Origin of the sequence: Methylobacterium crusticola (genome assembly GCF_003574465.1) — a bacterium.
GTDB classification, from domain to species: Bacteria; Pseudomonadota; Alphaproteobacteria; order Rhizobiales; family Beijerinckiaceae; genus Methylobacterium; species Methylobacterium crusticola.
In genome coordinates this window covers 1-12,946 of record NZ_QOWC01000044.1, presented here as the reverse complement: position 1 = coordinate 12,946, position 12,946 = coordinate 1, and the positions used below count along the sequence as shown (strand labels likewise).

Genomic DNA, 12,946 nt, shown 5'->3' with positions numbered 1-12,946 from the left:
GCCGGGCGGCCTCCGTTGCGACGTTTCCACGCCCTCGCGCGTTGACCCCCCGCGACATCCGCGAGGAGGCGAGAGGATCCGCGCCCGTGCCGAACGCCGAGACGATCCAGACCGGAAACGGGAACGACGCCTGCCGCCGCGAGCTCCACGCGCTCCACGCCGAGCGCGAGGCGCTCGAGCGCCGGCTGGCGCTCGCCGCGCAGCAGCGCCTCTACCGGAGCGACCCCGCCGCGGTCGCGGCCGCGCAGGCCGAGGAGGCGGCGCTCCTCGTCGCGCTCGACCGGCTCATGACGCGCATCCGCGCCGCGGAGTACCGGACCAAGCCCGGCGCGCGCTCCTGGTGAGCCCGTTCGGGGTTCGGCCCCGGAACCTTGACCATTGTGGCCCGTTGCCCCGGAGCGGCGGCCTCGGGCGCGCCGCGTCGAGAGAGGAGACCCCGATGGCGATCGACAAGGACCGGGTGGAGGGCGCGGTCGAGCAGGCGAAGGGCATGGCCAAGGAACTCGCCGGCAAGGTCACGGGCGACGCCAAGCTCGAGGCCGAGGGCAAGGGCCAGAAGGCCGGCGGCAAGGTCCAGAACGCCGTCGGCGGCGTGAAGGACGCCCTCAAGGGCCGCTGACCCCGGCCGCGTGCCCCGCGGGGCCGTGCCGCACCTCGACAGGCGCGCTCCCGACCCCACTTCCCTCCCATGGATGCCGTCCCGCGCGGGATGGGGCGAGCGGCAGCACCCTGGCGGTAGGGCGAGGCCCGGCCGCAGGGCATGACCGCCCCCCTTCCCGTTCCGTTCCAGCCTTGTGAGAGTCGAATGCTCGCCAACCGCACCGTCACCGACACCGAGTCCGATGCGAAGCCCTGCCTGCCCTCCGGCGTCCAGCGGCATCTCGGGCAGCAGTTGCGGGACGCCTACGCGCCGATCGAGACCGCGAAGACGCCCGATGCCTTCCTGGCGCTGATCGAGAAGCTCGAGGCGGCGCTCACCGCCCGGGGCCAGGCGGTCGAGCCGGAATTCCGGGCCGGCCTGCTCGCGGCGCTGCCGTCCCTGCGGGCCTTCGCGCTGTCGCTGACGAACAACGCGGCCCGGGCGGACGACCTCGTCCAGGACACGATCCTGCGGGCCTGGCAGAACCAGCACCGCTTCCAGCCCGGCACCAACCTGAACGCCTGGCTGTTCACGATCCTGCGCAACGCCTTCTACTCCGAGCAGCGCAAGCGCATGCGGGAGGTGCAGGACGAGGACGGCTCGTACGCGGCGCGGCTGTTCACGGCCCCCGACCAGGGCCACCGCCTCGACGTGCAGGACCTGCGCGCCGGCCTCGCCAAGCTGCCCCCGGACCAGCGCGAGGCGCTGATCCTCGTCGGCGCCGAGGGCCTGTCCTACGAGGAGGTGGCGGGGATCTGCGGCGTCGCGATCGGGACGATCAAGAGCCGGGTCAACCGGGCCCGCAACCGGCTGGCGGAGCTGCTCGGCTACGGCGACGACGACCTGACGGGCGACCGGATGATGCAGTCCGCCATGGGCGAGGGCGTCTGAGCCGCCGTCCCGGGGCGAGAAGGTTTTTTTTGGGGGGCGGGCACGCGGCGGCGCGGGCCCGCCCCTTTCGCGTTCCGGCAAGGCCGGGCGCGGGGAGGCCCCGCGGCGCGCACGCGCGCCGTCCCGGCGGCGCGAGACCCGGTCGTGCGGATGACCGGGCCCCGCCCTCGATCGATGGCGCGGCGGCGCGCGCGCCCTAGCGTGCGCGCTGGGCGTCCCGCTCGCGGTGGCGCAGGCGCAGCAGCAACTCGACCTGCTCGAGCGGGATCGGCAGGCCGTCGATCGTGCGCTCGTAGAGGGAGCGCAGCTTGAGCCCGAGCCGGCGCTGCGCGTCGGCGCCGAGGGCCGGCATGGCGCGCTCCCGCGCCGCCTCGCCGGATGGAATGGAATCCTGCTTCATGAGACCGAGAGCCCCGTGCCGCCGCGTCAGCACCCCGATCGGGTGATCTGCTCCGTGAAGCGCCAGTCTCGGCCGATATGGTAAAGATTTCGTTAAATTCGCGCTTCATTCACCATGACGGCGATCCCGGGCGGCGAATCAGCGCAGCGCGCTGTCAGCTTAACCGCCCGCTCAGGGCTGTCCAGGGCGGGCCCTCAGGCCTCGGCGGCCTGGAGCAGGCGGGCCGCGGCGGCGCGGGCCTCCTCGGTCACCGTGGCGCCGGCGAGCATCCGGGCGATCTCCTCCTGGCGCGGCGCGGCGGAGAGCGGCCTGACCCGGGTCGCGACCCGGTCCGAGCCCTTGACGGCCTCCTTGGCGATCAGGAAGTGGGTCGAGGCCCGGGCCGCGACCTGCGGCGCGTGGGTGACGGCCACGACCTGGACCCGCTCGGAGAGCCGGGCGAGGCGCGCGCCGATCGCGTCGGCGACGGCCCCGCCGACGCCGGTGTCGATCTCGTCGAAGATCAGGGTCGGGGCCGAGCCCTTGTCGGCCAGCACGACCTTGAGGGCGAGCATGAAGCGGGAGAGCTCGCCGCCCGAGGCGACCTTCATCATCGGCCCGGGCCGGGTGCCCGGGTTGGTTTGCGCCCAGAACTCGATGCGGTCGAGCCCGGCGGGATCGCGGGAGTCCGGGTCGGTGCTGATCTCGGTGATGAAGCGCGCCCGCTCGAGCTTCAGGGGCGGCAGCTCGGCCTGGACCGCCTTGTCGAGGGCGGCCGCCGCCTTGCGGCGGCCCTTGCTGAGGCCCTGGGCGAGGCCGAGATAGGCGGCGTCCGCCGCCGCGAGCTCCGCCTCCAGGCGCGCCAGGGCCTCCTCCCCGGCATCGATGGCGGCGACGTCGGCGGCGTAGCGCTCGCGCAGGGCCGCGAGGTCGTCGACCGTCACGTCGTACTTGCGGCCGGCGGCCCGCAGGGCGAAGAGCCGCTCCTCGACGCGCTCCAGCTCCCGGGGGTCGAACTCCGCGGCCTGGAGGGAGTCCTCCAGCGCCGTGCGGGCCTCGTCCAGGGCCACGAGGGCGTTGTCGAGGGCGGCGATGCAGGGCTCGACCAGCCCGGGGGCCTGGGCGGCGCGGCGCTCCAGCTTGCGCAGGGCCGCCGAGAGGTGGGCCGTGGGCGAGCCCTGGCCGCCCACGGCGTCGAGGGCCTCGTGGAGCTCCCGGGCGACCTTCTCGCCCTGCTGCATGGCGGTGCGGCGCTCGGCCAGCCCCGTCTCCTCGTCGGCTTTCGGATCGAGGGCGCCGAGCTCGTCGACCGCGTGGCGCAGGAAGTCGACCTCCTTGCGGGCGGCCTCGACGCGGGCGCGGTGCTCGGCGAGGGCGGTGCGGGCCTGGCGCACCCGCCGGGCGGCCCCGGCGACCGCGCCCTGCGCCTCCGCCAGGGCGCCGAAAGCGTCGAGGATGGCCCGGTGGGTGGTCGGGTCGGCGAGGGCCCGGTCGTCGTGCTGGCCGTGGATCTCGACCAGCGCCGACCCGATCGCCCGCAGGACCTGCACGCCCACGGGCTGGTCGTTGACGAAGGCGCGGGTGCGCCCGTCCGCCACCTGGATCCGGCGCAGGATCAGGTCGCCCTCGGTGTCGAGGTCGGCCGCCGCCGCGAGCGCCCGGGCCGGGTGCGCCGGGGGAACGTCGAACACCGCCGTGACCTGCCCCTGCGCCTCGCCGTGGCGCACGAGACGGCCGTCGCCGCGCCCCCCGAGGGCGAGCGTGAAGGCGTCGAGGAGGATCGACTTGCCGGCGCCGGTCTCGCCGGTCAGGACGCTCAGGCCATCGCGAAAATTCAGCTCGAGCTTGTCGATCAGGACGATGTCGCGGATCGCGAGCTGAACCAGCATGCCACCCTTGCCGGGACCGTCGAACGGAGGAACGGGACGGTGTTTACAGCCGCGAGAGCCGTGGCGCGAGTGCGCGCCGCCGCCGCAGCGGCCGGTCCCGGATGGACCCGGACACCCCCGCGGGGCTCCGGGGGGCCCGGACGCGCCCCGGGTCCCGGGGCGCCCTCCTCTACTGGGCCTCGGCGGTGCGGGTGTCGCCGATGATGCCGCGGAACGCCTTGCTGATCCAGGACGAGCGCTCCTCGCGGGGCTGGAGGCCGCCGTTCTGGAGCAGGCCGTAGGCGTCCTTGTACCAGGGCGAGTCGGGGAAGTTGTGGCCGAGCACCGCGGCGGCCGTCTGAGCCTCGCCCGCGATGCCGAGGGCCATGTAGGCCTCGGCGAGGCGCTCGAGCGCCTCCTCGGCGTGGCGGGTGGTCTGGTACTTGCTCACCACGTCGCGGAAGCGGTTGATCGCGGCCGGGAAGTTGCGGCGCTCCAGGTAGTAGCGGCCGATCTCCATCTCCTTGCCGGCGAGCTGGTCGCGGGTGATCTGGATCTTGGCCTTGGCGTCGACGGCGTATTCCGAGGTCGGGTACTTCTGCGCCAGCTCCTGGAGGGCGACGAGCGCCTTCTCGGAGCGATCCTGGTCGCGGGTCACGTCCGGGATCTGCTTGTAGTGCGACATCGCCAGCAGGTACTGGGCGTAGGCCGCGTCCTTCGAGCCCGGATGGCGCTGGAGGTAGCGCTTCGAGGCGGTGATCGCGTCCTCGTAGCGGCCGCCCTCGTAATTGGCGTAGGCGGTCATCAGCACGGCCTTCCGCGACCAGTCCGAGTAGGCGTACTGCTTGTCGAGGTCGCCGAACTTCTTGGTCGCGGCCTCGAAGTCGCGATCCTCGATCTTGGCGAGGCCCTGGCTGTAGAGCTTGTCGGCCGGGACGTCGGGGACGATCTCGGTCTTGTACTTCTCGGACGCGAACGGGTTGATGGCGTCGAGCGAGTCGCAGCCCGCGAGGCCGAGGCCGCACGCCGCGAGCAGCACGGTCCGCAGAACGGTTACCTTCGCGTCGCGAAGCGGGTGGGCGAGCGGCATTCGGGTTCTTCCCCAAGCAGGCGGCACGTCGCGGCCGCTGATCGTCAAAGCCAAGCCCCTCATCCCGGGCGCGCGGCGAGCGCCACGCCCGGGAACGACCGCCTCGCCAGGACGCCGCGGCGATCGTTCGGAACCGCTTAACCCTGGGAGGCGATTAGGGCGCGAAAGCGGCGCGCCGGCCGGTTGTGCGCCCGGATCACCCCTCCGGGGGGCGTCGGCGCGTCGAAAGCCCCGGGGTGTGGCTTCGGCACAACCCGGACGGAGCCTCAGCACTCGGGCGCGTAGACCGCGCTGCCGAGGCTGACGCCGAACTCGGCGAAGACGGGCTCGCGGCGGCCGCCGGCGGCCTCGACGATCGTGTAGTTGGCCCGGTCGGCGAACAGGGCCGTCAGGACGCCGACGTTGAGGCCGTGGCCGCCGCAATAGGACTGGTAGGCGCCGAGGATCGGCAGGCCCGCGAGGGCGAGGTCGCCGATGGCGTCGAGCATCTTGTGGCGGACGAACTCGTCCTTGTAGCGCAGGCCCTCCGGGTTCACCACGCCGCCGTCGCCGACCGCGACGGTGTTCTCGAGGGAGGCGCCGAGGGCGAAGCCGGCCTTCCAGTAGCGCTCGACGTCGCGCATCATCCCGAAGGTGCGGGCACGGGCGATGTCGCGGCGGTAGGCGGCCGGGGTGAGGTCGAGGGCCTTGCGGCTGCGGCCGATGACCGGGCTCTCGAAGTCGATCTCGACGTCGAGGCGGAAGCCGCGCTCGAAGGGACGCAGTTCCGCGAAGGCGCGGCCCTTCTCGACGCGCACGCCCCGCAGGATCTTGATGAAGCGGCGGGGCGCCCCGCAGGAGGTGGTGCCGACCGCCGCGACGGCGTCCACGAAGGGCGCGCTGCTGCCGTCGAGGATCGGCATCTCGGGCCCGTCGATCTCCACGAGGGCGTTGTCGATCCCGAGCCCGTAGAGGGCGGACATCAGGTGCTCGATGGTGGCGACGGCGCCGGTCTGGCGGTCGCCGATCACGGTGCAGAGCTCGGTGGCGGTGACCTGGGCGTGGTGGGCCTGGATCACCCGGTCCCGGCCGCCGGCCATGCCGGTGCGCAGGAAGGCGATGCCGTGATGCGCCTCGGCGGGGTGGAGCGTGATGGAAACGGGATTGCCGGAATGTACGCCGATGCCCGAGAGGCTTGCGGCTGAGCGAAGGGTCGTCTGCTGACTTGTTCTCATTCCTCAGCCCTCGGCCGTGACTCACCGTCGCGTCCCACTGTGGGGTGACACGCTCGAGGCGATCCGTCCGTTGCTTGAAGCCCCTTGGGGATGCCTGTGCCCGCAGCGCGGGCCGGCACCCTTATTCGTCTGAAGACAGCTATAGTCGCGCTCGGAAGCACGGCCAAATCACGCTTTCTTACGCTCTGTAACAGAACGGCGGACCGGATTGGCCCGCCGAAAGCTCTTTTGCACCAAAGGTTTAAAAGACGCGTTAACCCCGAGGCCGCGAGGCCTCGGGGTGTGTCATTTGGGTTCCACAGAGCGCCTTGATGGCGGGAAGATGGCACCCCGGACGGGGCCCCGCCGTCCGGCCTTCGGTCAGTTCGCCTGGCGCCGCAGGAAGGCCGGGATCTCGAGCTGGTCGTCGTCCATCATGCGGGGGGCGGGCACCATCCTGCCCTGGGGGTCGAGGTTGCCTTGCGCCGGGCGGTAGCCCTGCGGCTGGGCGGGGTAGGCGGGAGCCTGCGGCGCGTAGGCCGGGGGGGCGGGCTGCCGGTGGGCGGGCGCGGCATGCTGCGCCTGCGGGGCGTAGCCCTGGGGGGCGCCGTAGGCCTGTCCCCCTTGAGCCTGGGGCGGCGCCTGCCGGGGGGCGGGCTGGGGCATCGCCTGCGGGTGCGGGGCCGGCTGGGCCGCCGGGGCCTCGTCCTCGCGGCGCCCGCCGAAGCCGACGGTGGCGAGGCGGCGCAGGAGCGAGGTGCGCTTGACGTCCTGGGCGGTCGGCTGCTGCACCGGCTCCTCGCCGCGGCTCGCCCGGATCTGGTTCTGCGCCGGGAGGGGCAGATCCTGGACCCGGGGCATCCGCGGCGCCCGCACCACCGCCGGCGACGGCGGGATGAAGGGACCCGAGGCCACGCTCATCTGCGGCTCGGGCTGGGGCGCCGGGGCCGGGTCGTAGACCGGGGCGGACCGGGGCTGGGCCGGGGTGATCTGGACCTCGTCGCGCATCATCGGCGGGTGGGGCTGATGCTGCGGCGCGGCCGCCTCGAGGCGGACCGGCTCGGGCGCCGGGGCCACGGGCATCGGGGCCGGCTCGGCGGCGCGGGCCGCTACCGGGGCCTCGGGCCGAAAGGAGGCGCTCGGCGCCGCCGCCCGGGCCCGGGCCTCGGCCCGCAGGCGCTCGGCCACCTCGGCGATGCGCTGCTCGGTCTGGGCGATCTCCGGCGACCCAACGGCGTTGGCGGCGATCAGGGCCGGCTCGATGCCGGTGGCGACGACCGAGACCCGGATGATGCCGTCGAGGCTCTCGTCGAAGGTGGCGCCCAGGATGATGTTGGCGTCGGAATCGACCTCCTCGCGGATGCGGGTCGCGGCCTCGTCGAGCTCGTAGAGGGTGAGGTCGTTGCCGCCGGTGATCGAGATCAGCAGGCCGCGGGCGCCCTTCATCGAGACGTCGTCGAGGAGCGGGTTGGCGATCGCGGCCTCGGCCGCCCGGTTGGCGCGCTTCTCGCCGCTCGCCTCGCCGGTGCCCATCATGGCCTTGCCCATGCCGCGCATGATCGCCCGCACGTCGGCGAAGTCGAGGTTGATGAGGCCCTCCTTCACCATCAGGTCGGTGATGCAGGCGACGCCCGAGTAGAGCACCTGGTCGGCCATCGCGAAGGCGTCCGCGAAGGTGGTCTTCTCGTTAGCGACCCGGAACAGGTTCTGGTTCGGGATCACGATCAGGGTGTCGACGGCCTGCTGCAGCTCCGAGATCCCGGTCTCGGCCGTGCGCATGCGGCGCACGCCCTCGAACTGGAACGGCTTCGTCACGACGCCGACCGTGAGGATGCCCATGTCGCGGGCCGTGCGGGCGATGACGGGCGCCGCGCCCGTGCCGGTGCCGCCGCCCATGCCGGCGGTGATGAAGCACATGTGGGCGCCCGAGAGCTGATCCCGGATCTCGTCGATCACCTCCTCGGCGGCGGCGCGGCCGACCTCCGGCTGGGAGCCGGCGCCGAGCCCCTGCGTCACCCCGATGCCCATCTGGATCACGCGCTCGGCCTTGGAGGAGGTCAGCGCCTGGGCATCGGTGTTGGCGACCACGAATTCGCAGCCGAGCAGGCCCGACTCGATCATGTTGTTGACGGCATTGCCCCCGGCTCCGCCGACTCCGAAGACGGTGATGCGGGGCTTGAGTTCCCGGATATCCGGCGCTTGCAGACTGATGGCCATGGTGCGCGAGCCTCTCGTGCCTCTCGTTTGTGTCTTGGCAGGCGCCCGTACCCGGCGCCGATGTCCCGTCCCGCCCGCCCGTCTCCGGCCCCCCGCGGGGCCGGAGACGGGCGGGCGATTCCCTAGAAGCTCTCCCGGAACCAGCGGCCGACCTTGTGCAGGTAGCCGTCGTGCGGAAGGCCGATCGCGCCGCTCTGCCCGCGCGGCTCGAAGTGCTCGACGTGCGACACCTGGGGGTAGACCAGGAGGCCGACGGCGGCCGAGAACGCCGGACCCTTGGCGGCCTCCGGCAATCCCTTGATCCCGAGCGGGCGCCCGATCCGCACCTGCCCCTGGAGGATGCGGCGGGCCACCTCCGGCAGGCCGACGAGCTGGCTCGCGCCGCCGGTCAGCACCACCCGGCGCCCGGCCTGGGCGGCGAAGCCCGCGTTGCGCAGGCGGTCGCGCACCAGTTCCAGCACCTCCTCGACCCGCGGCCGGATGATGCGCACGAGGTGCGATTTCGGGATGTGGTGCGGCAGGTCGCGCTCGTCCTCGTCGACGCCGTGCACGGCGATCATGTCGCGCTCGTCGGAGGCGGTCGCCATGGCGGCGCCGTAGAGCGTCTTCAGCCGCTCGGCCGCCGCCACCCGGGTCGAGAGGCCCCGGGCGATGTCCATGGTGACGTGGTGCCCGCCCACCGCCAGCGCGTCGACGTGGACGAGGTGGCCGCCGGAGAAGACCCCGACGCTGGTGGTGCCGCCCCCCATGTCGACCACGGCGACGCCCATCTCGGCCTCGTCGTCCACGAGGGCCGACAGGCCCGAGGCGTAGGGCGTGGCGATCACCGCCTCGACCCGCAGGTGGGTGTTCTCCACGGCGAGCATCAGGTTGCGGGCCGCCGCGATCTCGGCCGTCACGACGTGCAGGTCGACGCCGAGGTTCTCGCCGAGCATGCCGGAGGGGTCGATCACCGCGCTCTGCTGGTCGAGGGCGTAGCCGGTCGGCAGGGCGTGCAGCACCGCGCGCCCGGGGCTGACGCTGTGGGTGCTGGCCGCCTCGAGCACCCGCTGCACGTCGGCGCCGGTGACGGCGCCGGTGCGCACCGGCACCCGGGCGTCGAAGTGCTGCGAGCCGAGCCGCCCGCCCGACAGGCTGACGATGACGGACTGGACCTCGACCCGCGCCATGCGCTCGGCGGCGTGCACCGCCTGGCGGATGGCGTTCTCGGCCGCCTCGAGGTCGACCACGGCGCCGCCCTTGAGGCCGAGCGAGCGCTGGTGGCCGATGCCGATGATGCGGGCGAGGTGGGTGCGGCCGCGCAGGGAGGCGAGCGTCTCGACCGGCTGCAGCTCGGCGACGAGGCAGACGATCTTGCTCGTGCCGATGTCGAGCACCGACAGGGTCGCGCTGCGCCGCGCCGAGAGCGGCTTCAGGCGCGGCGTCAGGCCGTGCTGGAGGAGACTCATGACGCGGGGCTCATGGGGCGAGGGAGGCTCATGGGGCGAGGGAGGGGCCGGGGGCCGTGGGCGTCGGGGCGGCCGGCGCGGGGCGCGCCGCCGTCGTGGGGCGGGACGGGGTCCCGCATCGGGTCTCGGTCCCGCATCATGTCTCGGTCCCGCATCATGTCTCGGTCCCGCATCATGTCTCGGTCCCTTTGGGCTTCTTCTGCTGCTTCTTCAGGGCCTCCTGGCGCGCCGCCGCGCCCTCCTCGGTCAGCCGCACGACCACCCGGTCGGGCATGCGCAGGTCCACCGCGATGATGTCCTTCCCCAGGAGGCGCGACTCGGCCTCGAGCCGGACCAGGCGGGCCATCGCCTCGCGGGCGCCGGTCTCGGGCAGGCGCACGTCGATGCCGTCGAGCTTGAGGGTCCAGCGCCGGCCCGACACCAGGGTGCCGGCGCGGATGCGGTCCTTGAGCGGGCCGGCCGCCTCGAGGAGCGCGAGGTAGTCCTTGGTGCGGAGGTTCGCCTCCTCCCCCACCACCAGCGGCAGGGCCTCGAAGCGGCCGTCGCGCATCCGGTCGATGACCGTGCCGTCCGCCGCGATCACGGCGATCTCGCCGTTGCGCTGCCAGAGCGCGCTCGGCTCGCGCTCGGTCAGGGTGACCAGGAGCTCGCGCGGGTAGATCTTGCGCACCGAGACCGCGCCGATCAGCGGCACCGCGGACAGGCGGTCGCGGACCTCCACCACGCTGAGGAAGGGCAGCGAGTGGCGCTGGTCGATGCCGGCCGCCTGCAGGATCTCGGCCGAGCGCAGCTGCGCGAGGCCCGCGATCGTGACCTTGTCGAGGCCGAAGCCGAGGGCGCGGGCCGCGACGTCGGCGGGGGTGCCGTGGCGCGCCGAGAACTCGGCGTAGCTCCCGCCGGCCACGAAGCCGACGGCGCTGACGGCGCCGAAGAACCCGAACACCAGGGCGGTGCCGAGGAGCCGCGGCATCCTGCGCCCGAGGGGCACCGCCACCGACGCGCGGCGGGGCCGCAGGAACCGCGGCAGGTACCCGGCGAGCCGCCCCGAGGGCGCGCGCGGGCCCGCTCCGCCGGCCGCCCGCCCCGCCCCGGGGGGCGTCGCGGGTGCGCCGGCCCCGGCGCCGGCGAAACCGGCGACGGTCAGCGGTTCAGGGAAGCGTCCTCCACCATCCATTGGACGAGTTCACCGAAGCTGTGCCCGGCATGGGCTGCGATCTCCGGCACCAGGCTCGTCTCGGTCATCCCGGGCTGCGTGTTGACCTCCAGCACCACGAGCGCACCGGTTCCATCCGGTGTGTCGTCGTAGCGGAGGTCGGCACGGCTCACGCCCCGGCAACCAAGTGCTTGATGCGCCGTTAACGCCAACTCTCGAACTCGCTGGTAAATATCCGGTAAAATTTCCGCCGGCAGGACGTGGATCGAGCCGCCTTTGGCGTACTTCGCGTCGTAGTCGTACCACTCGCCCGTGGCGGGCCGGATGTCGATCACCCCGAGGGCGCGGTCGCCCATCACCGCGCAGGTCAGCTCGCGGCCCGGAATGTAAGTCTCGACAAGGACTTGCTCCCCGAACGACCAATCCTCCCGGGCGAGCTCCTGGGGCGGGTGGGACCTGCCCTCGCGCACGATGATGACCCCGACCGAGGAGCCCTCGGCCACCGGCTTGACCACGTAGGGCGGCGGCAGGATGTGTTGCCGAGATGCCTCACGCCGGTTAACCACGACGCCGTCCGGCACCGGCACGCCGGCGGCCTTCATCACCACCTTGGCGCGGTCCTTCTGCATCGCGAGCGCCGAGGCGAGCACGCCCGAATGCGTGTAGGGCAGCCCCATGATCTCGAGGAGGCCCTGGACGGTGCCGTCCTCGCCGTGGGGGCCGTGCAGGGCGTTGAACACCGCGTCGGGGGCGACCCGGGCCAGGACGGAGGCGAGGTCGCGCTGCGCGTCGACCGGCGTGACCCGGAAGCCGCGGGCCTCCAGGGCAGCCGCGCAGGCCCGCCCGGAATTGAGCGAGACCTCCCGCTCGGCGGACCAGCCGCCCATCAGGACGGCGACGTGCTTGGTCATGGTTCTCTCTCTCGCCCGGGCCCGGCCCGGCCCATGAGGTGATTCGCGGATCAGCGGGCCGGCACGCCGATCCGCTTGATCTCCCAGTGCAGGTCGACGCCGGACCGGGCGAGCACGCGGCCGCGCACGGTCTCGCCGAGGCCCTCGATGTCGGCCGCGGTGGCGTGGTCGCGGTTGATCAGGAAGTTGCAGTGCATCTCCGAGACCTGGGCGCCGCCGCGCACGAGGCCGCGGCAGCCCGCGGCGTCGATGAGCTGCCAGGCCTTGGCGCCGTCGGGGTTCTTGAAGGTCGAGCCGCCGGTGCGCTCGCGGATCGGCTGGGCCGCCTCGCGGGCCGCCGTGACCCGGTCCATCTCGGCGAGGATCGCCGCGGGGTCGCCGGGCCGGCCCCGGAACAGGGCGCTCGTGAAGATCAGGTCGGCGGGCGCCCCGCAATGGCGGTAGGCGAAGCCCATCTCGGCGTGGCCGAGGACCCGGAGCACCCCGCCGCGGTCGACGGCGCGGGCCTCGGCCAGGACGCCGGTGGTCTCGCCGCCATGCGCCCCGGCATTCATGCGCAGCGCCCCCCCGATCGAGCCCGGGATGCCGCGGTAGAACGCGAGCCCGTCGAGCCCGGCCTCGGCGGCGGCGCGGGCCACCTTCATGTCGGGCACGGCCGTCCCGGCGCGGATCGCCTCGCCGTCGACCGCGATCGTCCCGAAGGCGCGCCCGCCGAGGCGGACCACCAGCCCGGGCACGCCGCCGTCGCGCACGATCAGGTTCGAGCCGAGCCCGATCACCGTGACGGGCACCTCCGCGGGCAGCGCCGCCAGGGCGGCGGCGAGGTCCTCCTCGTCGGCCGGGGTGAACAGCACCTGGGCGGGTCCCCCGACCCGGAACCAGGTCAGGTCGGCGAGGGGGTGGTCGGGCAGCAGGCGGCCGCGCAGGGCGGCGGGCCGCAGGGCGGAGAGGATGTCGTCGGAGGTCATGGGGTCGGTTCCGGCTCGGCGCGGGACGAGGGCGCGCGCGGGCGCCGACGGGGGGATGGGGGCCCGCCGCCCGGGCGGCGGGGCGGTTTTTTCGGGCGGGGGGCGGGCACCGGCGGCGCTCACCGCCCGCGGCGGGCCCGGGCGCCCGGCCGCGGGGACCCGGTCCCGGACCCCATCGCGGGGCCCCG

The 12,946-nt window shown here is 73.7% G+C and carries 12 protein-coding genes; 3 read left to right on the top strand and 9 right to left on the bottom strand.

Annotated features, from left to right (window positions below; genetic code table 11):
* The first annotated feature begins 86 nt into the window (after positions 1 to 86).
* From DT057_RS17785 to DT057_RS17775, 3 genes are all read left to right on the top strand, one after another.
* Complete coding sequence (locus DT057_RS17785) at positions 87 to 344, top strand: hypothetical protein (RefSeq protein WP_238313731.1); 258 nt, start codon at positions 87 to 89, stop codon at positions 342 to 344.
* A gap of 101 nt (positions 345 to 445) precedes the next feature.
* Complete coding sequence (locus DT057_RS17780) at positions 446 to 619, top strand: CsbD family protein (protein ID WP_128563471.1); 174 nt, start codon at positions 446 to 448, stop codon at positions 617 to 619.
* A 186-nt stretch (positions 620 to 805) separates the two neighbouring features.
* Positions 806 to 1,531, top strand: coding sequence for a sigma-70 family RNA polymerase sigma factor (locus DT057_RS17775; RefSeq protein ID WP_128563440.1), 726 nt, complete (start codon positions 806 to 808; stop codon positions 1,529 to 1,531).
* Positions 1,532 to 1,727: 196 nt separating this feature from the next.
* Here DT057_RS17775 and DT057_RS17770 read toward each other — a convergent pair whose 3' ends face one another.
* The 9 genes from DT057_RS17770 to murB all read right to left on the bottom strand — a co-directional run bounded on the left by DT057_RS17770 (position 1,728) and on the right by murB (position 12,758).
* Entirely contained in the window at positions 1,728 to 1,931 is a 204-nt protein-coding gene (locus DT057_RS17770; protein ID WP_128563439.1) for a hypothetical protein, read from the bottom strand.
* 194 nt (positions 1,932 to 2,125) lie between these two features.
* Complete coding sequence (gene recN, locus DT057_RS17765; RefSeq protein WP_128563438.1) at positions 2,126 to 3,799, bottom strand: DNA repair protein RecN; 1,674 nt, start codon at positions 3,797 to 3,799, stop codon at positions 2,126 to 2,128.
* Positions 3,800 to 3,968: 169 nt separating this feature from the next.
* Positions 3,969 to 4,868: an outer membrane protein assembly factor BamD gene (locus tag DT057_RS17760; RefSeq protein ID WP_128563437.1), complete on the bottom strand. Its 900-nt coding sequence runs from the start codon at positions 4,866 to 4,868 to the stop codon at positions 3,969 to 3,971.
* 266 nt (positions 4,869 to 5,134) lie between these two features.
* Complete coding sequence (gene lpxC / locus DT057_RS17755; protein ID WP_128563436.1) at positions 5,135 to 6,082, bottom strand: UDP-3-O-acyl-N-acetylglucosamine deacetylase; 948 nt, start codon at positions 6,080 to 6,082, stop codon at positions 5,135 to 5,137.
* A 360-nt stretch (positions 6,083 to 6,442) separates the two neighbouring features.
* Positions 6,443 to 8,278 carry a cell division protein FtsZ gene (gene ftsZ, locus DT057_RS17750; protein ID WP_128563435.1) on the bottom strand — a complete coding sequence of 612 codons (1,836 nt, stop codon included), beginning with the start codon at positions 8,276 to 8,278 and terminating at the stop codon, positions 6,443 to 6,445.
* Between the two features lie 122 nt (positions 8,279 to 8,400).
* Complete coding sequence (gene ftsA, locus DT057_RS17745) at positions 8,401 to 9,726, bottom strand: cell division protein FtsA (protein WP_128563434.1); 1,326 nt, start codon at positions 9,724 to 9,726, stop codon at positions 8,401 to 8,403.
* 172 nt (positions 9,727 to 9,898) lie between these two features.
* Positions 9,899 to 10,900, bottom strand: coding sequence for a cell division protein FtsQ/DivIB (locus DT057_RS17740; protein ID WP_128563433.1), 1,002 nt, complete (start codon positions 10,898 to 10,900; stop codon positions 9,899 to 9,901).
* Positions 10,867 to 11,790 carry a D-alanine--D-alanine ligase gene (locus DT057_RS17735; protein ID WP_128563432.1) on the bottom strand — a complete coding sequence of 308 codons (924 nt, stop codon included), beginning with the start codon at positions 11,788 to 11,790 and terminating at the stop codon, positions 10,867 to 10,869. Before DT057_RS17735 ends, DT057_RS17740 begins: the two co-directional genes overlap by 34 nt.
* Before the next feature lie 50 nt (positions 11,791 to 11,840).
* Positions 11,841 to 12,758: a UDP-N-acetylmuramate dehydrogenase gene (murB, locus tag DT057_RS17730; protein WP_128563431.1), complete on the bottom strand. Its 918-nt coding sequence runs from the start codon at positions 12,756 to 12,758 to the stop codon at positions 11,841 to 11,843.
* Positions 12,759 to 12,946: the final 188 nt, after the last annotated feature.

Bases quoted from the DNA above. Each gene is read 5' to 3' on its own strand.
- murB (WP_128563431.1), bottom strand. From the start codon at position 12,758: ATGACCTCCGACGACATCCTCTCCGCCCTGCGGCCCGCCGCCCTGCGC.
- DT057_RS17740 (WP_128563433.1), bottom strand. From the start codon at position 10,900: ATGGATGGTGGAGGACGCTTCCCTGAACCGCTGACCGTCGCCGGTTTC.
- ftsA (WP_128563434.1), bottom strand. From the start codon at position 9,726: ATGAGTCTCCTCCAGCACGGCCTGACGCCGCGCCTGAAGCCGCTCTCG.
- recN (WP_128563438.1), bottom strand. From the start codon at position 3,799: ATGCTGGTTCAGCTCGCGATCCGCGACATCGTCCTGATCGACAAGCTC.
- DT057_RS17775 (WP_128563440.1), top strand. From the start codon at position 806: ATGCTCGCCAACCGCACCGTCACCGACACCGAGTCCGATGCGAAGCCC.
- ftsZ (WP_128563435.1), bottom strand. From the start codon at position 8,278: ATGGCCATCAGTCTGCAAGCGCCGGATATCCGGGAACTCAAGCCCCGC.
- lpxC (WP_128563436.1), bottom strand. From the start codon at position 6,082: ATGAGAACAAGTCAGCAGACGACCCTTCGCTCAGCCGCAAGCCTCTCG.
- DT057_RS17735 (WP_128563432.1), bottom strand. From the start codon at position 11,790: ATGACCAAGCACGTCGCCGTCCTGATGGGCGGCTGGTCCGCCGAGCGG.
- DT057_RS17770 (WP_128563439.1), bottom strand. From the start codon at position 1,931: ATGAAGCAGGATTCCATTCCATCCGGCGAGGCGGCGCGGGAGCGCGCC.
- DT057_RS17760 (WP_128563437.1), bottom strand. From the start codon at position 4,868: ATGCCGCTCGCCCACCCGCTTCGCGACGCGAAGGTAACCGTTCTGCGG.